Genomic DNA, 24,313 nt, shown 5'->3' with positions numbered 1-24,313 from the left:
CGGTCACTGGCAACAATGGCTGCACCGTTCACCGTTGTTTGCGCAGGAGCCGCCATGTCCGCTACCCCCCGCTTCCACATTCCCGGCCTGCCCTGGGCGGATTCCCCCGAATCGCTGGGACTGGGCAGCGACCGGCTGCAACGCCTGTCTGCCCGCCTGCAGCAAGGCGTGGACCGTGGCGAGATCCCCGGCGCGGTGGCCCTGGTGGCACGGCACGGACAACTGGCTTATCTGGAAAGCTTCGGGCAGTTGAATCCCGCCAAGGGCACGGCCATGCGACCGGATGCGATTTTTCGCATTGCCTCCATGACCAAGCCCCTCACCTCCCTGGCCATCATGATGCTGCTGGAGCAAGGCCAGCTGGCCCTGCTGGACCCGGTGGCCAAATACCTGCCCGAGCTGGCCCAGCTGAGAGTGGGCCGCGTGCAGCCCGCCACCGATGGCAGTGCGCCCCAGGTGGTGCTGGAGCCCTTGGCCCGTCCCATCACCCTGCACGATCTGCTGCGCCACACCGCCGGCATCACCTATGGCGTACCGGGCAGCCCCAACCCACTCAAGCAGGCCTACATCAGCGCCAAGCTGGGCCACAAGAACGACAACAACGCGCAGTTCATCACCAAACTATCGCAACTGGCCTTGCTGGACCAGCCCGGCACGGTGTGGGAATACGGCATGAGCACGGATGTGCTGGGCCGCGTGGTGGAGGTGGTGAGCGGCCAGACCCTGGCCGAATTCATGCGGCAGCACATCACCACCCCGCTGCAGCTACACGACACGGCATTTCACGCGCCCGACAGCGCAGCCGAGCGTGCGGCCTGGCCACAGCCGGAAGGCCCGCAGCTGCAGCTGCCGCCCGTGCCGCCGGTCACGCAGGCCATGGCCTTCCAGTCGGGCGGCGGCGGCATGGTCTCCACCATCAGCGACTACGCCCGCCTGTGCCTGTTCTGGCGCAACGGCGGCCAGCTGGACGGCATGCGCCTGCTGTCACGCAAGACCGTGGCGCTGATGACGGCCAACCACTTGCCCGCCGGCGTGCGCATGGGCCCGGACATGGCCTACTTCGGCGCCCAGCTGCCCTCGCCCGATGTGGGCCAGGGCTTCGGCCTGGGCTTTGCGGTACGCACGGCATCCGGCCTGAACCCGCTGCCCGGCAGCGTGGGCGATTTCTCGTGGAGTGGCATCTACGGCACGTTCTTCTGGATCGACCCGCAGGAAGACCTGTTCGCCATCCTGATGATGCAGTCCATGGCCCAGCGCATTCCCTACCGTACGGTGATGCGTCAGGGCGTGTACCAGGCGCTGGTGGATACACCCACGTAGTGGCCGCCGCGCACTGGATACGTCCGGCAGCGCATGGGAAGCCCAAAGAAAGTCTGCAATCGCTAGCTGCTTTGATTTGCCACAGCGATTGGTAACCCGCACATGAAATATATATTTCATGTGCTAATTGATATCATTGGACACATTTGTATCCATGAGTATCAAAGTTGCTGGCAAAAAGAATAAATACGCCCCAGGTCTCGGCTTTCCTTGCCTGGTCTTTTCTCTTCACCCCTGCATTGCTGCATGACAGCAGCTGGATCGCCTGGATTCTGGTGCCCGCTTCCGCGCTGCTTATCTGGCCATTGACAGCGACAAGAATCGTTCTGATTCCTGCATTGATCACGCTCAGTCTGCTGGGCGCCATCAACATCTTTCATATTGGTTTTTTTGGCTATCTCGCCGATGAATTCTTCATCGCCACCGCACTGCGCTCCAATCAGAACGAGATGAAGGAGTTTGTCCAGACACTCCCCGCTCTCCAAATCGCACAGGTATTGGCTTGGTGTATGGCGGCATTTTTCGCCAGCAAAACCATCATTCGGTCCCGTTCCCATGGGTCCTATACAGCCCCTCGCACCAGCTATCTCTGTGCCATGCTCATATGGGCCGCCTTGGCAGCGTGGGGGGTCAGCAAAAAGATGGATTCCACCACCTTCTTCCAGAAAATGCACCGCGTGTACCCGATGCACCTGGTACAGGCATCATTCCGCCACCATGAAATGGAACAGGGCTTGTTCTATCACCCGCTGATCCCCGTCCAGCCACCTGAGCATGTGCTTGCCAAAACCATCGTCGTGGTCCTGGGCGAGAGTGCAACCGCGCAGCGCTGGTCGCTGCTCGGCTACCAGGATGCAGACACCAATGCCCCGCTCAGAAACAAGGCCGGCGTTGCGGCCACTCAGGTGCGTGCGGAAGGGCCCAATACGGCCAGCGCTTTGCCATTCATGTTGACCGGATTTTCTGCCAGCGAGAGTGTTGCACGGCAAGCAGCATCGTTCATTGATCTCGCCCATCACGCGGGGTACAAGACTTTTGTCTTCACCAACTCCCGCTTCAATAATCAGCAAGAGGATTTCTATTCCCTGGCCCTGAGGCGTTCGACGGACGTCTATAAAAAAGTGGGCGATGGCGATTTTGACGAGGTGCTCACGCCGTTTCTGCAAACGGCGCTCAGCGATACCGCAGAACACAAGCTGATTGTCTTGCACACCTATGGCAGTCACCCTGGCGTCAATCAGCGCTATCCAGCGACACGCTATCAACTGCCTGACCCCTACGACAATTCGATTCTCTATACCAGTGATCTGTTGGAACAATGGATATCCATTGCCCAGCAATCCAACCCCTCCTCGTCTTTGCTGCTGTATGCGAGCGACCACGGGTTGGTCATGCCGCCTCTGAGCCAGACCTACCGCACGGGAGATGCGCCAAGTACCTATGAAGTACCGCTGCTGCTGTGGAGCGGGGCGCCTGACGCCTCCCCCCTCGGGGCCTTGCGCACTTCCCTACCCACCATGGGGTCTGGCAGCAACGCCGTGCTGCAACAGCTGGCCGTACGGGCAATGGGCTATGCACCTCCCGATGGGAAGCAGTGAATTCGCCATCGATGACGCTCCTCCAGCCAATGCCCACCACCAGGACGGCGGGGTCTCCGGCGTATGAGCAACTTCGCCGATTCACCTCAGGCTAGAAAAACGTATTAGAATCTCAGGCTTCGCCCATGTGGCTCAGTGGTAGAGCACTCCCTTGGTAAGGGAGAGGTCGGCAGTTCGATCCTGCCCATGGGCACCACACACCAAAGGCCCGCTGCCATGTAGCGGGCCTTTTTCATTCCCTGCGGCCAGTCTGACTGCGGCTGCCAGCCTTGGCCCAGAACCCAGGCTTCAGAAACCCATACGCCGCAGCGGTGCACGCCGCCATCAAAAAAGGAGACCCGGGGGTCTCCTTTTTTGCATTCCAGCAGATGCCGTTCAGAACAGCACGCGGCAGCGGATGGTGCCCGGAATCTGCGACAGCTTGGCCAGCGCCAGCGCCGACGATTCGGCGTCGATGTCGATCACCACATAGCCCACCTTCTCGTCGGTGCGCAGGTACTGGCCGGCGATGTTGATCCCATTGTCGGCAAACACCTGGTTGATGGCCGACAGAATGCCGGGGCGGTTTTCGTGCACATGCAGGATGCGGTTCTTGCCTGGGTGCTCGGGCAGCGCCACTTCGGGGAAGTTCACCGCCGAGGTGGTGGTGCCGTTGTCGCTGTACTTGACCAGCTTTTCCGCCACTTCCAGGCCGATGTTGGCCTGGGCCTCCATGGTGGAGCCGCCGATGTGCGGGGTCAGGATCACGTTGTCCATGCCACGCAGCGGCGACTGGAACTCATCCTTGTTGCTCTTGGGCTCGACCGGGAACACGTCAATCGCCGCACCCAGCAGCTTGCGGGCCTGCAGCGCCGCTGCCAGCGCATCGATGTCCACCACCGTCCCGCGCGAGGCATTGATCAGGATGCTGCCCGGCTTCATGGCGGCGATCTGCTCGGCGCCGAGCATGCTGTGGGTGGAGGCCAGCTCGGGCACATGCAACGTCACGATATCGGCCTGGCCCAGCAGTTCCTGCAGATTGGCGGCCTGGCGCGCATTGCCCAGCGGCAGCTTGGTGACCACGTCGTGGAAGATGACCTGCATGCCCAGGCCTTCGGCCAAGACCGACAGCTGGGTGCCGATGGAGCCATAGCCCACAATGCCCAGGGTCTTGCCACGGATCTCGTAGGAGTTGTCAGCACTCTTCTTCCAGCCGCCGCGGTGGGACACGGCGTTCTTTTCGGGGATGCCGCGCAGCAGCAGAATCGCCTCGGCCAGCACCAGCTCGGCCACCGAACGGGTGTTGGAGAACGGCGCGTTGAACACAGCAATACCGCGCTCGCGCGCTGCGTTCAGATTGACCTGGTTGGTACCGATGCAAAAGCAGCCCACGGCCACCAGCTTTTGCGCTGCCGCAAACACGTCTTCGGTCAGCTGGGTGCGCGAGCGGATGCCCACAAAATGCGCGTCGGCTATCTTGGCCTTCAGCTCCTCGCCTTCCAGCGCGCCGGCCAACGATTCGACGTTGGTGTAACCCGCGTCCTGCAGCACCTTCAGCGCGGATGGGTGAATGCCCTCCAGCAGCAGAAACTTGATCTTCGACTTGTCCAGCGATGTTTTGGCCATAGGGCATCCTTCGATCCGTGAATACCCCATTACAGCGGATTGCCCATAGTGCCACACCGGGTGTGTGCTCTCCGTCCAACGCCAGGGGCGCCGATTGCAACCCCATGCCTTACAGGCTATTGATCAACACGGAAGTGAGCACCCTCACCCATTTCCCATGCTTGTAAAAGTGTATGACGCCAAGCCGCACTGCCTAAAATCCGGCGCGATCCTGCGGCGCTTTCATATTCGTAGCAACCTGCGCCGCAATAACAATGAATGGGAAGGGTTTGGATGATGCTGACGGTATTGCGACGCCTGGAGGATGTGCTGGTGCAGGTGGTGCGGGTGGTGTTGCTGGCGTTTGCGCTGGTCGTGCTGCTGGCCCTGGCGCTGTGGGTATGGGACAGCTGGCGCGGCAGCAAGCCGTCCAGCCCCGATGGGGCACAGCCCGCCGCGTTGAACTGGAAGGACGCCAGACTGGACCTGGACTATGTGGTGAGCGAAACCGGGCGCGACCTGGGTCAGGCCGGCAATCAGGTTCCGCTGACCCAGCGCCTGGCCGACGCGCAACTGCGCCCCAGCTTTCAGAAGGCGGACCAGTTGATCCGCGCCTTTGTCAACCAGGACCCGGCTGCACGTGCCCGCGTGGAAAAGGACAACAGCAGCCGCGGCCTGGCCCCTGTACACCCACTGCTGGCAGGCAGCGGTGCGCCCGACGCAGCCCTGGTGCAGCGCCTGCTGAAGGCGGAGCAGGAAAGCGGCTGCGCCGGCGCCAGTGCTGCGGCGGAATCTGCCGAAACGGAGGCGGCGGCCGCCGCCCGCAGCACCGAGGACGAAGACAGCAGCTGGTTCAGCGAGCCCTTTGACATCCCCTGCGCCATCCACGAACGCGCGCAGATGGCCGAGTCCGAACATGGCGCAGGCTCCTACGCAGCCTATGTCCAAGGCCTGCCCGCTGCGCTGGAGCAGGTGCTGGGCCACGCCGAGCTGGGCCCTCGGCTGCAGCAACAGGCCGTCAGCCACATGGTGGGCACGGTGCTGACCAACTACACCATCAGCTTTGACCAGGCCGCCCGCGCGCTGCGCGGCGATGCCGAGGCCGACAGCGACGACAGCCTGCTGAACCTGTACAGCAAGGCCGCTGAAACCGCGTTCTGGAGCATGCTGATGTCCCTGCTGGTGCTGGTGGTCATGGTGGTGGTCTTCATCCGCATGGAACGGCACCTGCGCGTGATCAGCGAACGCGCCGTGCGCTGAGTACCGCAAGGCCCTGCGGGGGACGCTATCGCCAAGCCGGTGCGTGCTGCGATCTGTTCCCGGCAGACCGGATGGCATGAGCAGCCCTGTGCCCTCTGCCTGCCTCGGCAGTGGTGGCGGGCGCCGCATTCCGCCACAATGCACACAGACCGTGCATGCCCACGCCGGCATGCACGGTTTTTTCATCTGGCCTTTGCAATTTTGTTTGTGCGCCCTCCATGAACCACACCCGCACCGCCACCGTCCCCATCGAACCGCAGTTTCTGTCCCGTACCTCGCCGCGCGCCTTCACTGGGAAGGCGGTGACCCGCACCCAGCTGGAGCAGATCGTGGAAGCCGCCCGCTGGGCGCCCTCGGCCAGCAATCTGCAGCCCTGGCACTTTGCCTATGCGCTGCATGGCGATGCGCACTGGAAGGCATTCAGCACCATCCCCAATGAATTCAACCGCCGCTGGTGCCTGAACGCTGGCGCGCTGATCGTGCTGCTGTCCAATCCAGAAGCTTCGGCCGGCAAGCATGCCTTCGACACCGGCTGCGCCTGGGGCTTCATGGCCCTGCAGGCCCAGGCCCTGGGCCTGGCCACCCATGCCATGGCCGGCATCGACACCGAAGCCGCCCGCCGCGTGCTGCAGCTGCCCGACCACTGGACAGTCCAGGCCCTGGTGGCCGTTGGCCAGCGTGGCGATGCCACCACCTTGCCCCCCGATCTGGCCGAGCGCGAAGTGCCTTCCCCGCGCAAACCTCTGGTCGAGATCCTGACGGCGGGCCCCTGGACCGCCTGACACCCACCGGGACTGCAGCATGCGCGCGTCTTTTCACGCTCTTTCCTCCACCTGGCGCTGTCTGGCCATCGCCGGCCTGTGCTGCGCCGGCAGTGCCCAGGCACTGGAGCTGTGGCACTACGGTACGCTGCGCCTGAGTCCCCAGCGCTGCGAAGCCACCTTCATGTTCGACGCCGGACGCGCCACCTACCGCGAAGTGCGCGTACAGGCCATCGCCAAGGACCGCCAGGGCCAGCACCTGGCCCGCTTTGCGCTGGCCCCCGACGACATGGGTGTGGACGGCCGCAACCGCTTTGCCAGCGCCACCTGGATCAGCCCGCACGCCTGCAATCCGGAGGTGGTGGTGCTGTTCAAGACCGCCACCGCCCAGGTGGATGGCATGGCCACCGACCTGCTGGCCACCCAGCAGCTGCGCCTGCGCCGCCACGAGCCCCTGGAGCTGCGCCTGCCCCAGTCGCGCGAGCGGCCGTAATCTGCCAGCTCCTGGCACGCAGCAGCGTTCAGGGTGTGCACGGACACCGGTGCTGGAGGCCGCTTCGCTGGAAAGAAAAAAGCCCGCTTCCAGGAAGCGGGCTATCGGTCACAGACATGCCCTGCGGGCGTCTGCCGCGTGTGGCAGTTCAGATTTCCTCGTGCAGCTGGGGGGCCGAACGCCTGAACCCCTTGGTCAGCCAGGCCAGGTAGATCAGGCCCACGGCCGCCCAGGCCACACCGGCCTTGAGCGAGGTGTCCTCCACCTCCAGCCACAGCGCACCGATGGAGATGAAACCGCACAGCGGCAGCACAAAGAAGCGCGCGATGTCGCGCGGCGTCTTCAGGCGCCCGTCACGGAAACCGTAGCTGCAGATCACCGACAGATTCACAAAGCTGAAGGCGGTGAGCGCGCCGAAGCTGATCAGCGCCACGACGAACTCCAGACTCAGGAAGCCCGCGGTCAGGCAGATCACGCCCGCCAGCCAGATGTTGTAGGACGGGGTGTGGCTGCGCGGATGGATGTGGCCGAAGAACTTCTTGGGCAGCACACCGTCGCGGCCCATCACATACATCAGGCGCGAGACACCGGCGTGGGCCGAGATGCCCGAGGCCATCACGGTGACGATGGCAAAGCTCAGCACCACCGACTGGAAAAAGGCGCCGCCGACCAGCAGCAGGATTTCGGGCTGGGTCTCGTCCACCAGCTGGAAGTACCGCGTGGGGTCGCCCGGGAAGTACAGCTGCATGAAATAGGTGGCGAACACAAAGATCAGGCCGGAGATCAGCGCGGTCAGGAAGATGGCGCGGGGCAACGTCTTCTTGGTGTCCTTGGTTTCCTCAGCCAGCGAGCTCAGCGAATCAAAGCCGGTGAACGAGAAACACAGGATGGTGGCGCCCGTGATCAGCTTGCCCAGATCGGCATCCGGGCTCCAGAAAGGGGAGAAGCTCCACAGGCCGTCATGGCCGTCCTGGACAGAAATGGCACCCAGGGCGTTCTGACCAGCCGACAGCTTGCTGAAGATCAGGTAGGTGAAGAAGCCGATCACCAGAATCTGCAGCAGCACGATCAGGCTGTTGAAATTGGCCACAAAGCGCACGCCGCGCAGATTGACCGCCACCATGACCAGCGACAGACCAATGATCCACACCCAGTGGTTCACCTCGGGGAACATGTCGGTCAGGTAGATATTGGCCAGCAGGATGTTGACCATCGGTGACAGCAGGTAATCCAGCAGCGAGGACCAGCCCACCATGAAGCCCGCGTTCGGGTGCACGGACTTCTGCACATAGGTATAGGCCGATCCCGAAGATGGGTATTTGCGGATCATGTGGCCGTAGCTGATGGAAGTCAGCAGCACCGCGACCAGCGCGATCAGGTAGGAGGTGGGCACATGCTGTACGCTGTCGCGCGACACCATGCCAAAGGTGTCCAGCAGCGTCATGGGCTGGATGTATGCCAGCCCGATGATGATGACCTGCCACAGCACCAGTGTCTTTTGCAACTGGGCCGTCTTCTGTGCGTCAGCAGCCTGCATCTGAATTTCCGTCCTTTTTACAGAGAGCCATATCCAAGGCTTGCCGCAGCAGCATCCACCACGCCGTGTCACACCCCCGCGCGCGACCATCCCACCGCCACGCGCAGGCGCGCAGCGGGCCGCCGTGCTGCAGCACAGGGTGGAATGGCGACAGCAGCCAGCAATTGGCCGCAGATGGGTGAAATAGGTGGCATGAAAAACGCCCCAGCCTGGGGCAAGCCGAAAAAAGCGCCCGATGATACGTGCAGATGGTCCTGCCGCATGCACCACAGGCACTTGCACGACCCGCAATCGTGGAAATAGTGCCACGCTGCTGCACTTTGGCCACAGCCATGCGTGGGCATGGCATTTGCTGCACACCCGGCCGGGCCCGCCGGCGCGGGCCTTCTGCCACGGCCTGCGCTGGCACCAAGCCGCCATTGCCGGTTGGGCCTATTGCGCCCGCTGCTGTGCTCATGCACATTGGCTGCATGGCCTGCCGCATGCGCGGGCTCCCTTTGCCAACTTGCCGGAGAAGCGACCCATGAACACTGCCCACATCAACCTCGACAAGCTGCGCAATATCGTCCAGAAGTTCGGCAGCCACAGCTTCACCACGTCCCAGGTGGCCACCGACTACCTGCAGGGCGACAACGCCAGTGCGCTGGAAGCCCACCAGTTCGAGGACCTGCTCAAGCGCCACGCAGCGCTGCTGGCCATCCGGCCACTACCCTCCAGCGCCGGCGGTGACACCGTCTGGGTGAGCGCCATGTAACCCTGGGCCCACACGCAGTGGGCTGTGTGAGCACGCCGCCTTGTGCGGCGTTTTTCATGGCTGGAAAAGCACGATCGTGCTGAACCGTACGCCGCAGTACGCTATATTTTCAATAGCTAACATACGGGAATCCCTGGGGCCCGCCTCGGCCAATCGGCGGTTGTATCCGACAGAGCTAGGTATCATGTGTCGGAATGTTTCCCGCCGGCCTGTGCGCGCCGGCCCTGCAAAGCAGTGTTCCACTGACTTTTTTACCGCCGACCGCCATGAGCCAGAAATACCGCCTCGTCACCCGCAGCGATTTCGATGGTCTTGTCTGCGCCATGCTCTTCAAAGAGCTGGACATGATCGACGAGATCACCTTCGTCCACCCCAAGGACATGCAGGATGGCAAGGTGCGCATCACGCGCAACGACATCACCACCAACCTGCCGTTCGTGCCCGGAGCGCACCTGGTGTTCGACCACCATGCCTCGGAAGTGGTGCGCAACCGCGCCTTCCTGGGCAACTACATCATCGACCCGCACGCTCCTTCAGCGGCCCGCGTGGTCTACAACCACTACGGCGGCAAGGCCCGCTTCCCGGCCATCACCGACGAGCTGATGGAGGCTGTGGACAAGGCCGACTCCGCCCAGTACAGCCTGGACGAGGTCCTGCACCCCACGGGCTGGACGCTGATGAACTACCTGATGGACGCGCGCACCGGCCTGGGGCGCTTCCGTGAATTCCGCATCAGCAATTACGCGCTGATGATGGAGCTGATCCAGCACTGCCGCGATCTGTCCGTGGAGCAGGTGCTGCAGCTGCCCGATGTGCAGGAGCGCGTGGAACTGTATTTCGAGCAGACCGCGCGCGCCTGCGAACAGATCCAGCGCTGCGCCACGGTGCACGACAACCTGGTGGTGCTGGATCTGCGCGGTGAAGAGACCATCTGGGCCACCAACCGCTTCATGGTCTATGCGCTGTTCCCACAGTGCAACATCTCCATCCACGCCATGTGGGGCAAGGCCAAGGCAAACTCGGTCTTTGCCACCGGCAAGTCCATTCTGGACCGCAGCTGCACCACCAATGTGGGCGAGCTGATGCTGCAATACGGCGGCGGCGGCCACCGGGCTGCCGGCACCTGCCAGATCGACAACGACCGCGCCGAACAGGTACTCCAGGAGCTGGTGGCGCGCATCACGGCCGACCACCGCCAGGCCGTTCCGGCCTGAACGCAAGCGCCCGCCCCGCAGAGAGGATGCCCTGGCATCCTCTTTTTTTCCCCGGACCCCTGCACGGACAGGGGATGGGTCACCACCACACCGTGGCGGCTCGCCTGGACCTTGTATGACGCCCAGCGCCGCGGCCCCCTCTGCGCGATCCGGGCGGTGCGGACCAGCGCTCCTGCTGACGCCAGTCACCGGCCGCCAGGGCATTGCAAACCCGCTATCGTCACGGCCTATGCTGAACGACTGGACTTCATGGGGCCCCCTGGCCCTTTCCATGGTGGGGGCCGTGGCGGGTGTGGGCTGGGCCGTGGGCCGTGTCTGGTCCATGCAGCGCCGTATTGCACCACCGCACCCCAATGCCCGCGCCGCACGTTTTCTGGCCCAGGGCTTTGCCCTGGCGGCGGTGCTGTGGCTGGCCTATGGCCTGTACACGGGCTACGCCCGCTTTCTGCCGGCTGCCGACCGCGCCTGGCAGCTGGCCGTGCATGCCAGCGCCCTGTGGTCGGTGCCGCTGTTCATCAGTGCCATCGTCTGGGCGGCCAGCATTGCCATGGGCTGGGTGATGCGCCTGCTGCAGCGCGAAGGAGAGGACGGCGCCCGTTCGCGCTGATGTCCACAGCACGGTGACGCCGCCAAGACTGGCTGCGTCACCGAACGGAAACGGCACGGCGGCCAATTCCGGGCCTGGAAGCACGCGCCACGCACCGCGCCTCCAGATACCGGCCCGTACGGGCCGCAGGCAAAGGAATTACGCCTGGGTGTCCACCCCGTAGCGCTGGCGGTAGGCCAGCACACGTGCATGGTGGGCCTGCATCTCGCCTTCGCCCCCATGGGTCTGCAGGTACTGCAGCAAGTCCGCCAGGGTGGCGATGGTGGCCACCTGCAGCCCCAGCTGGTGGCGCACGTACTGCACCGCACTGTGGTCGACATCGTGTCCGTTTTCGGTGGCCTTTTCCTGGCGGTCCAAGGCAATGGCGACCGCATGGGGGGTGGCACCCGCCGCACGGATCAGGGCAATGGATTCACGAGCGGCAGTGCCGGCCGACATCACGTCGTCGATGACCAGCACCCGGCCCTGCAGCGGAGCCCCCACCAGGGTACCGCCTTCGCCATGGTCCTTGGCCTCCTTGCGGTTGTAGGCAAACGGCACGTTGCGGCCCAGGCGGGCCAGCTCCACGGCCACGGTGGCAGCCAGCGGGATCCCCTTGTAGGCAGGGCCAAAGACCATATCGAATTCCATGCCACTGGCCAGGATGGCTTTTGCATAGAATTCCGCCAAGCGTCCCATTTTGGCGCCGTCGTCGAACAGACCTGCATTGAAGAAGTACGGGCTCATGCGCCCGGCCTTGGTCTTGAACTCCCCAAAGCGCAGCACACCCGCATCCACGGCAAACTGCACAAACTCCTGCGCCAGACGGTCCTGATCCTGTTGCTGCGCACCTTTGACTACCATGGATTCTTCCTTATTCAAATTAACCAGCCTCAACCTCAACGGCATCCGCTCCGCCACGTCCAAAGGGGTGGAGGCCTGGGTTGCTGCGACCGGTCCGGATTGTATTTGCGTACAGGAAATCAAGGCACAGGCGCCTGATATTCAAGACCGTTTCGAACAGCTGGCCGGACTGGATGGCTATTTCCACTTTGCCGAAAAGAAGGGCTATTCCGGTGTGGGCGTCTACACCCGCCATGCGCCATCGGATGTGATCGTCGGCCTGGGCTCGCCCGAGTTCGACGCCGAAGGCCGCTACGTGGAGGCGCGTTTCGACACCGCAGGCCGCAAGCTGTCCATCATCAGCGCCTACTTTCCCAGCGGCAGCTCCGGCGAAGACCGCCAGCAGGCCAAATTCCGTTTCCTGGCCGAAATGCACATCCACCTGATGCGCATGAAGGGCGAGCGCGAATTCATCCTGTGCGGCGACATCAACATCGCCCACCGCAAGGAAGATCTGAAGAACTGGCGCGGCAACCAGAAGAACAGCGGCTTCACGCCCGAAGAACGCGCCTGGATGGACATGCTGCTGGACCCGGTGGCGCCGACCGGAGGCATCGTTGACGTCTACCGCGTGCTCCAACCCGACACCACCGACGCCTGCTACACATGGTGGAGCAACCGGGGACAGGCCTACGCGAACAACGTGGGGTGGCGGCTGGACTATCACCTGGCCACCCCCGCACTGGCGGCACTGGCGCGCCAGGAGTCAATCTACAAGGGCGAGAAGTTCAGCGACCACGCGCCCATCACCATCGGATACGACCTGAAGCTGGGCTGAAACCGCCGGGCACGGGCATGGTCGCCCGTGCCCGGCCTTGTCCGCACACGCAAAGTGCGCGGAGCTTGATGCAAGACAAGTTTTTGCACTGCCGCAACGGCGCTGCACTGCCCTGACCCGGGACTATGTGCGGCGCACGCCGGCATGCCGCTGCACTCCAGTCTGCACACAAGCCATTGAAAACAAAGGACTTCATCTGCTCTGCGCGCGCGCCTGCAGGCCCCGGCAAAGCGGCCACAGATGCAGCGTTTTGACAAGCAGCAGCCTGGATTGCCCGCGTCAATGACATCTGTACCTATTCTGATTCTGCTGATTTTTCAGAAAATCGTGAAAAGAGCAGCCGCCGACCCCGGTTCCGGATGCTCCCCGATTTGTTTTTGACCCTGTGAAGGAGTTTCCGCGCATGAAGAAGATTCTGATGACCGTGGCCCTGTGCGCTGCCGGTGCCATTTCCGCTCCCGCCATGGCCGCTGACTGCGCCCTGACCGTCGAATCCAACGACGCCATGCAGTTCAACGTCAAGAACATTGACGTGCCCAAGGCCTGCAAGAAGTTCAGCGTCACCCTGAAGCATGTGGGCAAGATGCCCAAGACCTCGATGGGCCACAACATGGTGGTGACCACCACCGCCGACGTGGCCGCTGCCGCTGCCGACGGCATGAAGGCCGGCGCCGCTGCCGACTACGTGAAGGCCGGTGACACCCGCGTGCTGGCCCACTCCAAGGTGATTGGCGGCGGTGAATCCACCACCCTGGACATCGATGTGGCCAAGCTGAAGGCTGGTACCGACTACACCTTCTTCTGCTCCTTCCCCGGTCACTACAGCATCATGAAGGGTAGCCTGAAGCTGATCTAAGCCTCGGACTCGCACCTCTGTGGCCCCGCTTCCGCCAGGAACCGGGGCTTTTTGCTGTGCGCTCCGCCGTACGCCACGGCGGGCCGCACCTTGCCACCATCACTGCCTAGCCTGCGGCGGTGGCTGGAATGCCGCCTGCCACACGGTGATGCGCAAGGGATCCGCCAGCGTGGAAATGCACTTCGGCGACATCAACCGGGCAGGCATCGCAGGCTGCGCGGAGCGGAACGGGCCGCTGCCCCCATAATTTGGCCGCCACGCCGCACGGCACGGCCCCTGCCTTCTGCCACTTTCCTCTCGCCTTGCCATGCTGCACTACCAGACCATTCCCGTGACCGCTTTCCAGCAGAACTGCTCGCTGGTGTGGTGCGACCAGACCCAGGATGCCGCCGTCATCGACCCCGGCGGCGATCTGGAAGCGATCCAGTGGGAAGTGGAGCGGCTGGGCCTGCAGCTCAAGGCCATCTGGCTGACCCACGCCCACATCGACCATGCGGGCGGCACGGCGGACCTGGCCGAGCAGCTGGACCTGCCCATCATCGGCCCCCATCCCGGGGACCAGTTCTGGATCGATGGCCTGCCCCAGCAGGGCGCCATGTTCGGCTTTCCGCCGTCGCGCCCGTTCACGCCCACGCGCTGGCTGGCGGATGGCGACAGCGTGCAGATCGGCCACGAAACCGTGCAGGTGCGCCACTGCCCGGGTCACACGCCCGGCCATGTGGTGTTCCACGCCCCGCAAATCGACCGCTGCTTTGTGGGCGATGTGCTGTTTGCCGGCAGCATCGGCCGCACCGATTTCCCCCAGGGCAACCACCAGCAACTGATTGACTCCATCACCCAGCGCCTGTGGCCCATGGGCGACCAGACGGTGTTCATTCCCGGCCATGGACCGGAGAGCACGTTTGGGCGTGAACGCAAGACCAACCCCTACGTGGGCAACACCTGATGGGTGCCGCAACGCGGCACTGCCTGGTGCTGCTGGCGGCCGCGGCACTCGTCTTCTTGGTGGCGTGGCCCGCACTGGCCGCCAGCGCCGCAGCGTGGCAAGGCCAGCCGTGGACGGCCGATTGGGCGCGGTATCTGCGCTGGTGGGGCATGGCCAGTGCCGTGCTGTGCGGCCTGCGCCTGCTGCTGGCCGGGGGCGACTGGCTGTTGCACGCCCTGCTGCGCAGCTACTAGGCCGGCGCCAACGCCTGGGCCGTAAGGGCTGTCGGTATCGGTCGCATTAATTGCTCACATTTTGATAGCAAAAACTTCTTGCACCATCTGGCACTGCCACGCACCAGACGACACAAAACCAGGATGACAGGCCGGTATGTGACGAATGCGCCACCCTTGATGCGAATCAAATCACAAGGGAAAACACTTACGTGTTTTCACGCAAACCGCTTCGCAGCCCGTAGCATGGTTTCATTGCGTAACGAAGTACTCATCCCAACCAGGGCCACCGGACTATCGGTGCGCGACTGTAGGAACTAGTATCGGTCCGTTACGTAACGATTCATTTTTGCGAGGAGCACTTATGGCGTCTACGCCCGCAACCGAAACCGGCCCCATCACCTCCAAACCGGAGCCCGATTCCAACAAAAAGCTGGCCTTTTTGCTGCTGGCCCTGGTGCTCTACGGCATCGTGCTGGCCCTGCCGCAGCCTGCCGGCCTCACCGACTCGGGGCAGGTGGCCCTGGGCCTGCTGGTGCTGGTCGTGGTGCTGTGGATCAGCGAATGCGTCTCGCCCGCCAACAGCGCCGTGGTGCTGACCGGTGCCGCGGTGCTGGGGCTGATGGGCACCTCGATGACAGCAGGCGGCAAGCCCATGGATTCCGCCGCTGCGCTGACCACCATGCTCAGCGGTTTCTCGTCCACCGCCGTGCTGCTGGTGGCGGCCGCACTGTTTCTGGCCGTGGCACTCAAGCACACAGGGCTGGACAAGCGCATCGCGCTGCTGGTCATGAGCAAGATCGGCGTCTCGCCTGCCCGCCTGGTGCTGGGCGCGATGATCGTCGGCTTTGTGCTGGCCTTGTTCATCCCCTCTGCCACCGCCCGCGTGGGCGCGGTGATCCCCATCATGATCGGCATCACCGCCGCCCTGGGTCTGGCGGTGAACAGCTCGCTGGGTGCCACGCTGATGATCGTCACTGCCAGTGCCTGCTCCATCTTCAACATGGCGGTCAAGACCGGCGCGGCACAGAACATCATCAGCCTGAATTTCATGCAGCAGGCTTTCGGCCACAACATCACCTGGAGCCAATGGTTCATCACCGCCCTGCCTTTCACCATCGGCATGTGCGTGGTGCTGTTCTTCGCGGCCCTGTGGATTCTGCGTCCCCAGGTGCCGGAAGGTGAGGACATGCCGGCCAAGCTGCGCCAGCAACTGGCCGACCTGGGGCCAGTCAGCAGTTCTGAAAAGCGTCTGATCGCCGTGGCCGCACTGCTGCTGGTGATGTGGTCCACCGAAGGCGTGCTGCACCCGTTCGACACCACCACCACCACCCAGATCGGCATTGCACTGCTGCTGATGCCCAAGATCGGCGTGATGCACTGGTCGCAGGCCGAAAAGCTGGTGCCCTGGGGCACGATCGTGCTGTTTGCCGCCTCCATCTCGCTGGGCAATCTGCTGTCCAAGACCGGCGCTGCCGGCTGGTTGGCGCAACAGACGCTGGGCCAGATGGGCCTGTCGGCCCTGCCCGTGGTGGCCGTGATCGGTGCGCTGTCGGTGTTCAGCATCGTGCTGCACCTGGGCTTTGCCTCGGCCACCGGACTGGCCAGCACGCTGATCCCCATCATGATCGCCTTCACACAGACGCTGCCCGTCAGCCCCGAGACGGCTTTCGGCATCGTGATGATCCAGAGCTTCGTGGTGTCCTTCGGTTTCATCCTGCCGACCAATGCGCCGCAGAACATGCTGTGCTACGGCACCAATGCCTTCAGCACGCCCCAGTTCGCCAAGGTGGGCATCGTGGTCACGCTGGCTGGCCTGGGCCTGATCCTGCTGCTGTCCGCCACGCTGTGGCCCGCCATGGGGGTGCTGTAAATGGGGGCACGCATTGGCATCATCGGCGCCGGCCAGGTCGGCGCGGCCGCCGGCTACCTGTTGTCGGCCACCCCTGGCATCAGCCAGATCGTGCTGGTGGACCAGAACGAGGCCCGCGCAGCGGGTGAAGCCGCCGACATCGGCCACGCCGCCGCCTTTGGCACCGCTGCCCGCGTCAGCGAAGGCGACTATGCCGATCTGGCGGGCGCCTCGGTGGTGGTCATCACCGCTGGCGCCAGCCTCAAGCCCGGTCAGACCCGGCTGGAGCTGCTGCACCAGAACCTGAAGATGACGGACACCATCATCGGCCAGGTGCTCAAGGTCGCACCGGATGCGGTGCTGCTGTTCGCTACCAACCCAGTGGACGTGATGCCCTCCATTGCCGTGCACCGCTACGGCCTGCCACCGGGCAGAGCGATCGGCACCGGCTGCTCGCTGGATTCGATCCGCTTTCGCGACCGGCTGGCCGATTACCTGGGCGTGGCCGCACCGGCCATCCACGCCTATGTGCTGGGCGAGCACGGCGACTCGTCCGTGCCCCACTGGAGCAGCGCCCAGATCGCCGGCATGCCGGTGACGGATTTTGCCGCCCAGCTGGGCCGGCCCATCGACGCGGCCATGCAGGCGCAGATTGCCGAAGAGGTGCGTACTTCGGCGTACCGCATCAAGGCGGGCAAAGGCGTGTCCAACTTTGGCATCGGTGGCTGCATTGCACGGCTGGTGAAGGCCATCGTGGCCGATGAGCAGTCGGTGTTTGCCGTGTCCACCTGCATGCCCGAACTGCTGGGCGTGCGTGACACCTGTGTGTCGCTGCCCCATCTGATCGGTGCACGCGGCGCCTCGGCCCCCTTCATGCCCCGGCTGAATGCCGAGGAAACTGAGGCCCTGCGTGCCAGTGCCGCACTGCTGTCCAGCACCATTGCCGACGGGCTGCAGTCCTTGCAGAAAGCCTGAGCGGCTGGTACACGGCTTCCTGCACAAGGCCCGCTCCATGGAGCGGGCCTTTTTTTATTCTTTCCGAAAGGCGATCGCCAGGCATTCTCTATGGAACGCAGGCCTGCCCAGGCACACAGGCAGCGTTACCGCCGGCGGGCGGACTCGTAGAGGCCCTGCACCCGCGGAATATTGCGCTCCAGTTCGCGGATGCGATCCGGCCCTGTGGGGTGGGTCGACAGAAAGCCGATGCCGCCATCGCCCGTGGCCTCGCCCATTTTGCGCCACAGGCTCACCGCAGCCTGGGGGCTGTAGCCGGCACGTGCGGCCATTTCCAGCCCCACCAGATCGGCCTCGCTTTCGTCACTGCGGCTGAAGCGCAGGCTCAGCAGCTGGGTCCCCATCCTGGCCGCCAGATTGCCCAGGTCGCCCAGTCCCAGCAGTTGCGCCCCCAGCGACAGACCGATGCTGGTGGCCGAGTTCTTGGCCATCTGCTCGCGCGAATGCTCGCGCAATGCATGGGCCATTTCATGGCCCATGACCATGGCCACTTCGTCATCGCTGAGCTGCAGCTTTTCCAGGATGCCGGTGTAGAAGGCGATCTTGCCCCCCGGCATGCAGAACGCGTTGATCTCCTTGCTGCCGATCAGGTTGACCTCCCAGCGCCACTGGCTGGCGCGGGCGTTCCACTGGCTGGCATAGGGAATCAGGCGCTGCGCAATGCCGCGCAGGCGCTGCAGCTGGGGGTGAGAGCTGCCGGCCAGTGCGCCTTGCGCCTTGGCTTTCTGCAGCAGCTCCTGGTACTGCTCGGTGGCGGCGCTTTCCAGGGTTTCGGCCGGCACCAGCTTGCGCAGACCGGAGGAGCCCCCGACATTGACCTGCGCCAGCGCAGCCCCGGCACCGGTGGCCGCCGTCCCCGCCACTAGGGCGCGCAGAAAGCCACGCCGCCCGGCGTGGCAGCGGCAGGCCTGCGGCAGATGGTCGCCATCGGACAGATGGTTCAGTGGCATGGGCGATAGGGGCATGGGGGCGTCTCTCCTGGGCAATCCAATCAGCCTGCACAGCGGTGCTGTGCCTGAGCGTCAGATTGTGCCGCCAATGCGCGCCGGCGAGGTGGCTCAGACCAGCGCCAGCTTGCGCCGCGCGCCACGCACCTCGGCACCGATCACCACCATCAGTCCGGCCAGCACCGCCAGCAGCCCCAGCCAGGAGGCCAGCGGCTGGTGTTCGCCCACGATCCACACCGCCAGCAGAAAGGCGGCCACCGGCTCGATCAGCGTCAATGTCACACCGGTCGGTCCGGAGATATGGCGCAGCCCATTGGAAAACAGCACATAGGCCAGGCCGGAGACCACCAGCCCGAGGTAGACCACCACCATCAACGACGACGCGGTAAACCGCGGCACCCCGGCCAGCAGCAGCGCCACGGGCGCCGCCAGCACCGCGGCGCCGCTGAACACATACAGGTTCACCAGCCGGGTAGGCACTTTGCTGACAAGGCGCTTATTGACCAGGGCATAGGACGCGTACGACAGCCCGGCCAGCAGGCACAGCAGCAGGCCGGGTAGCGACAGCGCACCCGTGCCGCCCCCTTTGCTCAGCACCATGGCCACACCGCCGGCCACGCTCACGCCCGTGCCCAACCACCACAGCAGCGACAGGGGCTGGCGAAGTAGCACGGCCTGGATCAGGCCGGCCCAGATGGGTGCACTGCCAATGGCCACAGCCGTGCCTACGCCGACCCCGGCCAGCTTTACGCCCGCATAGAAGCTGATGCTGTAGCCGGCGGTACCGGCCGATGCCAGACAGAACCAGCGCGCCGGCATACCCAGCAAAGAGGGCCTTGGCAGCAGCGGTTGTCCGGTCGGCGCACTGCGCCGTGTCACCCACAGCACCAGCGCAAAGAAGGTGCTGGCCACGGCCAGCTGTGCCGCTCCCACCCAGAACGGCGACAGCCCCTGGGCACCCAGGCTTTGCGCCGTACCGGTGGTGCCCCACAGCATGGACGCCACCGACACCAGGGCCACACCCCAGACCGAAGAAGAAGCAGAAGAAGAGCTCATGCTTCAAATGATGCCGCCGCAGCGTCCCGGCAACTGTCGAGCAACACTGGTTCTGCCGTGCAGGGCGTATACATGTCCATGCTGCACTGTGTCCCGTCACCAAGAGGCCCCACGCTGCCGCCACCAGCCAACGCCACTCCCGCACCGCTGCGCTCAGCGCTGAGCGGCCCGGAGACTGCGCGCGCTCACCTGGCGTTCGCGCCGCAAGGCATAGGCCAGGGCACTGGCCGTGCGGTAGCCGCAGCGCAGGGCCGTGGTCTCCAGGGGCTGGCCCCGGGCCAGCTGGGCCTCGGCCGCATCCAGCCGCAGGCCGCGCAGCCAGGACTGCGGCGGCTGGCCGACCAGTTCCACAAAGCGGCTGTGGAACTGGGGCACGCTCAGATGGCACAGCGCCGCCAGCCGGGCCGTGGGCCAGTCGGCATGCAGGGCGGCCTGCACCTGCTGGGTCAACCAGGCCAAGTCGACCGTACGGCGGTGCAACAGGCTGGGCGCGTCCAGCACCAGCGCCAGCTGGGCGGCAGCAGACAGCGGGTGGCGTGCCAGCGCCGGAGCGCGCAGCCGAGCCGGCACCGCAAACCGGCGGATGCGATCCAGGCCAGGGCCGGCGGGCAGATCGATCACCTGCACCTGGGTGTGGGCCTGGGCCAGATAGCCGTGGCTGGCGCCAGCGGGAATGAGCATGCCGCTGGCAGCGTCCACATAGCCGGCGTGGCCGTTCAGCTCCAGCTCCATGCGGCCTTGCAGCGCATAGAGGATTTGCACATGGTCGTGGGCATGGGACTGGTGTTCCCCGCTGTAGCGCCGCACCGACCAGGCGGGCGCATCCAGCCGGCCGCCGTCTTGCGACGGGGCGGCGCTGGAGTCCACAAGGGCGGAGACGGTGCTGGGATCGGCCATGGCAGTGCGCAGGTGTGAACTGCCATGGTAGCGCGCACGGCAGACGGCCACCATCGCGGGATAATGGTTCTCAGCCCTTCCTGGCTCTGCGCCCTTTTCGCCTGCCCATGACCGAACCGTCCACCTCCCCTGCGTCCACCGCCGCCACGCCTTCGCCCCCCTCGACCGCTGTCCCGCGCCGTAGCTGGGGACAGACGCTGCGCGTCTATGCCGAACCGGCCAGCCTGCGCATGCTGGCCTTGGGGTTTTCGGCTGGCCTGCCGCTGCTGCTGGTGCTGGGCACGCTCTCTTTCTGGTTGCGCAAGGCCGGCATCGACCGCTCCACCATCGGCTACATGAGCTGGGTGGGCCTGGCCTATGCCTTCAAATGGGTGTGGTCACCGCTGGTCGACCGACTGCCGCTGCCGGTGCTGAACGGCTGGCTGGGGCGCCGGCGCAGCTGGCTGCTGCTGGCCCAGATGCTGGTGGTGGGCGGGCTGCTGGGCATGGCCTTCACCGATCCGCAGCAGGATCTGAACCGCATGGTCTGGTGCGCACTGGCTGTGGCGTTTGGTTCGGCCACCCAGGATATTGCGCTGGATGCCTACCGCATTGAATCGGCCGACGCCGAGCGCCAGGCGGCGTTGGCCGCCACCTACCAGACGGGTTACCGGCTGGCGATGATCTGGGCCGGCGCGGGCGCGCTGTGGCTGGTGGCCGCAGCCCTGCATGGGGAACAGGCTGCCTATGTGCATGCCGCCTGGCAGCTGGCCTATGGCGTGATGGCGGCCAGCATGCTGGTGGGCGTGTTCACCGTGCTGCTGTCGCCCGAACCTGCTGCGCGCGCGCTGACACCAGCGCGCAACCTGGGCGAATGGCTGCGTGAAGCCCTGGTGGCCCCGTTTGCCGACTTTGTGCGCCGCTACGGCGGGCAGGCGATTCTGATCCTGGCGCTGATCGGCATCTACCGCATCAGCGATGTGGTGATGGGCATCATGGCCAACCCCTTTTACGTGGACATGGGCTACAGCGAGGCCGAGGTGGCCACGGTGAGCAAAGTCTTCGGCGTCATCATGACGCTGCTGGGCGCCTTCATCGGCGGGGTGATCTCGATGCGCATCGGCGTGATGCGGGTGCTGATGCTGGGTGCCGTGCTGTCGGCCGCCAGCAACCTGCTGTTTGCCTGGCTGAGCACACGGGGCCACGATGTGGCCGGTCTGACCCTGGTGGTCAGCGCCGACAACCTGGCCGGCGGCATTGCCTCGGCGGCCTTCATTGCCTACCTGTCGAGCCTGACGAATGTACAGTATTCGGCCACGCAGTACGCGCTGTTCAGCTCCATGATGATGCTGGCGCCCAAGTGGCTGGCCGGCTTTTCCGGCGCGTTTGTCGACGCCCATGGCTACAGCAGCTTCTTCATCAGCACGGCAGCCCTGGGCCTGCCGGTGCTGCTGCTGGTGGCGCTGGCATCCCGCGTCACCCTGCGCACCAAGGCGTGACGCAGACGGGCTTTCAGCCACCGGCTGCGGCGTACGGAAGCCGTTGACAGGACACGGTGCGCGTCTGCGCGGGCCGGGTGGACGGCCAGCGACGCTGTCAGGCCCCTCCGATCGGCAGATCACAGCCACAGGTTTACCTGCGCTTTACATACAGGACAAGCGCGTGTGACGCGCAGCCGCCATGCTGGGGCCATCGCGCTCCCCATGAGCACCCGACTGCCTACACTCTCCCACCATGAGCACCCACACCCTGCTGATGATCGAAGACGATGCCCGCCTGGCCCAGATGGTCAGCGAGTATCTGGGCCAGAACAGCCTGGCCGTCATCCACTGCGCCGACGCCACCAGCGGACTGGAACGCCTGCAGCCCAGCGATCCGTCCGAGCTGCCCGATCTGGTGATCCTGGATCTGATGCTGCCCGACATGGACGGCCTGGAGGTCTGCCGCCGCCTGCGTGCCCTGCCCGGCGTGGCCGCCAAGGTACCGGTGCTGATGCTGACCGCCAAGGGTGACCCCATGGACCGGGTGATCGGCCTGGAAATGGGCGCCGACGACTACCTGCCCAAGCCTTTCGAGCCACGCGAGCTGCTGGCCCGCATCCGCGCCATCCTGCGCCGCCGCGGCAGCGAAGGCGCCCCGGCCAGCCAGCCCATTCCAGCGCTGCGCTTTGGTTCGCTGGAGATCGACCGCGATGCCCGCACCGTCACCGTGGCCAGCCAGCCCTGCGAACTGACCAGCTACCAGTTCGACCTGCTGGTGGCCCTGGCCGAGCGCGCCGGCCGGGTGCTGACCCGCGACCAGATCATGGAGGCCGTGCGTGGCCGCGAACTGGAAGCCTTTGACCGCTCCATCGACGTGCACATGGGCCGCATCCGTGCGGCCATTGAAGCGGATTCCAAGAACCCCAAACGCATCCTGACCGTGCGCGGCGTGGGCTACGTCTTCGCCAAGCAGCAGGACTGAAGGGGCTGCCACCATGTTCAAGGCTTTCTCCCAGCGCCTGTACCTGCGCATCTGGCTGGCCGTGGTGCTGGGCGTGGCGATTCTGACCCTGCTGGTCGGCTGGGCCTGGAAAGAGGCCGCGGAACAGAATGCCCGCAACCAGACCCAGGTGAACCAGATCGCCCGCGAGCTGGTGCTGACCGATCCGGACGGCAAAGTCATTGCCCAGGGCAGTGCCACGCGCGCGCCGACACCCCCACAGGAAGGGGTGCTGTTCGACATCGTCACGCCCGACGGGGATTTGCTGCAGCTGCACATGGCCCCCCGCCCCGACCGGGGTGACCGCAACGAGCGCGGCGGCGGCCCCCATGGCGGCCGCCCGCCCCCTGGCGGCTACGCGGCTTTCTGGCTCAGCCCGCCTTTCGGCTTTCTGTGGATGCTGGCCCTGGTGGGTGTCGCGGTGGCCGTGGGGGTGTTCCCCATCATCCGCCGCCTGCTGCAACGCCTGGAGAACCTGCAGCGCGGCGTGCAGCGCTTCGGCGAGGGCGATCTGTCCGTGCGCGTGGCCACCAAGGGCGATGACGAAGTGGCCGACCTGGCCCGCCAGTTCAATGCCGCCGCCGAGCGCATCGAAACCCTGGTGACCTCGCACAAGACCTTGCTGGCCAATGCCTCGCACGAGCTGCGCTCGCCGTTGACGCGCATCCGCATGGGCCTGGAGCTGATGGGCGATGGCCAGCCGTCAGCCAGTGCCAAGGCCGAGATCCTGCGCAACATCGGAGAGTTGGACCAGCTGGTGGACGAAATCCTGCTGGCCAGCCGCCTGGAATCCAAGGAAACCGATGTGGGCACACCCGAATCGGTGGACCTGATCGGTCTGGCCGCCGAGGAATGCGCCCGCGTGGAAGCCGAGCTGGACCTGCAAGGCACCAGCCCGCTGGAGGTGCAGGGCATTGCCAAGCTGCTGCGCCGTGCCGTGCGCAATCTGCTGGAAAATGCCCGCCGCTACAGCCACGGCGATATCACGCTGACCCTGGCGCAGGAAGGCGACATGGCTCTGATCCGGGTGCAGGACCACGGCCCCGGTGTGCCGGCCGCGCAGCGCGAACGCATTTTCGAGAAGTTCTACCGCCTGCCCGGGGCCAGCGAACGCTCGGGTGGCGTGGGCCTGGGCCTGTCGCTGGTGCGATCGATTGCCGAACGCCATGGCGGCACGGTGCGCGCCACCGACCGCACCGACGGTGCAGCAGGCGCGTGCTTTGAATTGCGGCTTCCGCTGTAAGCCGCCTGCACATGCACAGTCCTGCTCCGGCAGGGCTGTGTC

General features: G+C 64.9%; 23 protein-coding genes and 1 tRNA gene. 18 read left to right on the top strand and 6 right to left on the bottom strand.

The window, feature by feature from the left end; translation table 11 throughout:
* Nucleotides 1-54: 54 nt before the first annotated feature.
* From CT3_RS01010 to CT3_RS01000, 3 genes are all read left to right on the top strand, one after another.
* Nucleotides 55-1,320, top strand: a complete 1,266-nt coding sequence (locus CT3_RS01010) for a serine hydrolase domain-containing protein (RefSeq protein ID WP_066538827.1) — start codon at nt 55-57, stop codon at nt 1,318-1,320.
* Between the two features lie 167 nt (nt 1,321-1,487).
* Complete coding sequence (locus tag CT3_RS01005; RefSeq protein WP_083520495.1) at nt 1,488-2,918, top strand: sulfatase-like hydrolase/transferase; 1,431 nt, start codon at nt 1,488-1,490, stop codon at nt 2,916-2,918.
* A 121-nt stretch (nt 2,919-3,039) separates the two neighbouring features.
* A tRNA-Thr gene (locus CT3_RS01000) sits at nt 3,040-3,114 on the top strand.
* Nucleotides 3,115-3,293: 179 nt separating this feature from the next.
* On the opposite strand, the gene serA is transcribed toward CT3_RS01000, so the two are convergent.
* Nucleotides 3,294-4,523, bottom strand: a complete 1,230-nt coding sequence (gene serA / locus CT3_RS00995; RefSeq protein ID WP_066538825.1) for a phosphoglycerate dehydrogenase — start codon at nt 4,521-4,523, stop codon at nt 3,294-3,296.
* Nucleotides 4,524-4,796: 273 nt separating this feature from the next.
* Between serA and CT3_RS00990 the strand changes: the two genes are divergently transcribed.
* The 3 genes from CT3_RS00990 (at nt 4,797) to CT3_RS00980 (ending at nt 7,016) form a co-directional block, all read left to right on the top strand.
* Nucleotides 4,797-5,762 (top strand): hypothetical protein, encoded by a 966-nt coding sequence (locus CT3_RS00990; RefSeq protein ID WP_066538824.1) that lies wholly within the window; start codon nt 4,797-4,799, stop codon nt 5,760-5,762.
* Nucleotides 5,763-5,980: 218 nt separating this feature from the next.
* Nucleotides 5,981-6,544, top strand: a complete 564-nt coding sequence (locus tag CT3_RS00985; RefSeq protein ID WP_066538822.1) for a nitroreductase family protein — start codon at nt 5,981-5,983, stop codon at nt 6,542-6,544.
* 19 nt (nt 6,545-6,563) lie between these two features.
* Nucleotides 6,564-7,016 carry an IrmA family protein gene (locus CT3_RS00980; protein WP_066538821.1) on the top strand — a complete coding sequence of 151 codons (453 nt, stop codon included), beginning with the start codon at nt 6,564-6,566 and terminating at the stop codon, nt 7,014-7,016.
* A gap of 148 nt (nt 7,017-7,164) precedes the next feature.
* Here the strand turns inward: CT3_RS00980 and CT3_RS00975 are convergent, their stop codons facing one another.
* Nucleotides 7,165-8,553 (bottom strand): APC family permease, encoded by a 1,389-nt coding sequence (locus CT3_RS00975; RefSeq protein ID WP_066538820.1) that lies wholly within the window; start codon nt 8,551-8,553, stop codon nt 7,165-7,167.
* A gap of 523 nt (nt 8,554-9,076) precedes the next feature.
* Here CT3_RS00975 and CT3_RS00970 point away from each other — a divergent pair.
* The 3 genes from CT3_RS00970 (at nt 9,077) to CT3_RS00960 (ending at nt 11,128) form a co-directional block, all read left to right on the top strand.
* Nucleotides 9,077-9,307, top strand: a complete 231-nt coding sequence (locus CT3_RS00970) for a hypothetical protein (RefSeq protein ID WP_066538924.1) — start codon at nt 9,077-9,079, stop codon at nt 9,305-9,307.
* Between the two features lie 266 nt (nt 9,308-9,573).
* Nucleotides 9,574-10,521: a DHH family phosphoesterase gene (locus CT3_RS00965; RefSeq protein ID WP_066538819.1), complete on the top strand. Its 948-nt coding sequence runs from the start codon at nt 9,574-9,576 to the stop codon at nt 10,519-10,521.
* A gap of 229 nt (nt 10,522-10,750) precedes the next feature.
* Nucleotides 10,751-11,128 (top strand): hypothetical protein, encoded by a 378-nt coding sequence (locus CT3_RS00960; RefSeq protein ID WP_066538818.1) that lies wholly within the window; start codon nt 10,751-10,753, stop codon nt 11,126-11,128.
* Between the two features lie 138 nt (nt 11,129-11,266).
* Here CT3_RS00960 and pyrE read toward each other — a convergent pair whose 3' ends face one another.
* On the bottom strand, nt 11,267-11,971 hold the full coding sequence (pyrE, locus tag CT3_RS00955) for an orotate phosphoribosyltransferase (RefSeq protein WP_066538817.1): 705 nt from the start codon (nt 11,969-11,971) through the stop codon (nt 11,267-11,269).
* Between pyrE and CT3_RS00950 the strand changes: the two genes are divergently transcribed.
* The 6 genes from CT3_RS00950 to CT3_RS00925 all read left to right on the top strand — a co-directional run bounded on the left by CT3_RS00950 (nt 11,970) and on the right by CT3_RS00925 (nt 17,629).
* Nucleotides 11,970-12,788 (top strand): exodeoxyribonuclease III, encoded by an 819-nt coding sequence (locus tag CT3_RS00950; RefSeq protein ID WP_066538814.1) that lies wholly within the window; start codon nt 11,970-11,972, stop codon nt 12,786-12,788. The two genes, pyrE and CT3_RS00950, sit on opposite strands and share 2 nt — an antisense overlap.
* A gap of 403 nt (nt 12,789-13,191) precedes the next feature.
* Nucleotides 13,192-13,644, top strand: coding sequence for an azurin (gene azu / locus CT3_RS00945; protein WP_066538922.1), 453 nt, complete (start codon nt 13,192-13,194; stop codon nt 13,642-13,644).
* A 307-nt stretch (nt 13,645-13,951) separates the two neighbouring features.
* On the top strand, nt 13,952-14,590 hold the full coding sequence (locus tag CT3_RS00940; protein WP_066538808.1) for an MBL fold metallo-hydrolase: 639 nt from the start codon (nt 13,952-13,954) through the stop codon (nt 14,588-14,590).
* Nucleotides 14,590-14,823 carry a hypothetical protein gene (locus tag CT3_RS00935; protein WP_098066013.1) on the top strand — a complete coding sequence of 78 codons (234 nt, stop codon included), beginning with the start codon at nt 14,590-14,592 and terminating at the stop codon, nt 14,821-14,823. The genes CT3_RS00940 and CT3_RS00935 overlap by 1 nt, the downstream gene beginning before the upstream one ends.
* A gap of 343 nt (nt 14,824-15,166) precedes the next feature.
* Nucleotides 15,167-16,675, top strand: a complete 1,509-nt coding sequence (locus CT3_RS00930; protein ID WP_066538804.1) for an SLC13 family permease — start codon at nt 15,167-15,169, stop codon at nt 16,673-16,675.
* On the top strand, nt 16,676-17,629 hold the full coding sequence (locus CT3_RS00925; protein ID WP_066538802.1) for a lactate/malate family dehydrogenase: 954 nt from the start codon (nt 16,676-16,678) through the stop codon (nt 17,627-17,629). It abuts the gene before it with no gap.
* Between the two features lie 125 nt (nt 17,630-17,754).
* Here the strand turns inward: CT3_RS00925 and CT3_RS00920 are convergent, their stop codons facing one another.
* The 3 genes from CT3_RS00920 to CT3_RS00910 all read right to left on the bottom strand — a co-directional run bounded on the left by CT3_RS00920 (nt 17,755) and on the right by CT3_RS00910 (nt 20,568).
* Nucleotides 17,755-18,618 carry a M48 family metallopeptidase gene (locus CT3_RS00920; protein ID WP_083520494.1) on the bottom strand — a complete coding sequence of 288 codons (864 nt, stop codon included), beginning with the start codon at nt 18,616-18,618 and terminating at the stop codon, nt 17,755-17,757.
* 108 nt (nt 18,619-18,726) lie between these two features.
* Nucleotides 18,727-19,671 carry a DMT family transporter gene (locus tag CT3_RS00915; protein ID WP_066538800.1) on the bottom strand — a complete coding sequence of 315 codons (945 nt, stop codon included), beginning with the start codon at nt 19,669-19,671 and terminating at the stop codon, nt 18,727-18,729.
* A gap of 153 nt (nt 19,672-19,824) precedes the next feature.
* Nucleotides 19,825-20,568 (bottom strand): helix-turn-helix domain-containing protein, encoded by a 744-nt coding sequence (locus CT3_RS00910; RefSeq protein WP_083520501.1) that lies wholly within the window; start codon nt 20,566-20,568, stop codon nt 19,825-19,827.
* 107 nt (nt 20,569-20,675) lie between these two features.
* On the opposite strand from CT3_RS00910, the gene CT3_RS00905 reads away from it, so the two are divergent.
* From CT3_RS00905 to CT3_RS00895, 3 genes are all read left to right on the top strand, one after another.
* Nucleotides 20,676-22,046 (top strand): AmpG family muropeptide MFS transporter, encoded by a 1,371-nt coding sequence (locus CT3_RS00905; RefSeq protein ID WP_066538798.1) that lies wholly within the window; start codon nt 20,676-20,678, stop codon nt 22,044-22,046.
* Between the two features lie 235 nt (nt 22,047-22,281).
* Nucleotides 22,282-23,010 carry a response regulator gene (locus tag CT3_RS00900; protein ID WP_066538796.1) on the top strand — a complete coding sequence of 243 codons (729 nt, stop codon included), beginning with the start codon at nt 22,282-22,284 and terminating at the stop codon, nt 23,008-23,010.
* Nucleotides 23,011-23,023: 13 nt separating this feature from the next.
* Nucleotides 23,024-24,271, top strand: a complete 1,248-nt coding sequence (locus CT3_RS00895; RefSeq protein ID WP_066538795.1) for a HAMP domain-containing sensor histidine kinase — start codon at nt 23,024-23,026, stop codon at nt 24,269-24,271.
* Nucleotides 24,272-24,313: the final 42 nt, after the last annotated feature.

Origin of the sequence: Comamonas terrigena NBRC 13299, assembly GCF_006740045.1 — a bacterium.
Lineage (GTDB): Bacteria > Pseudomonadota > Gammaproteobacteria > Burkholderiales > Burkholderiaceae_C > Comamonas > Comamonas terrigena.
Note: the sequence above shows the minus strand (reverse complement) of the source record. Positions and strands in the feature narration are given on the sequence as shown.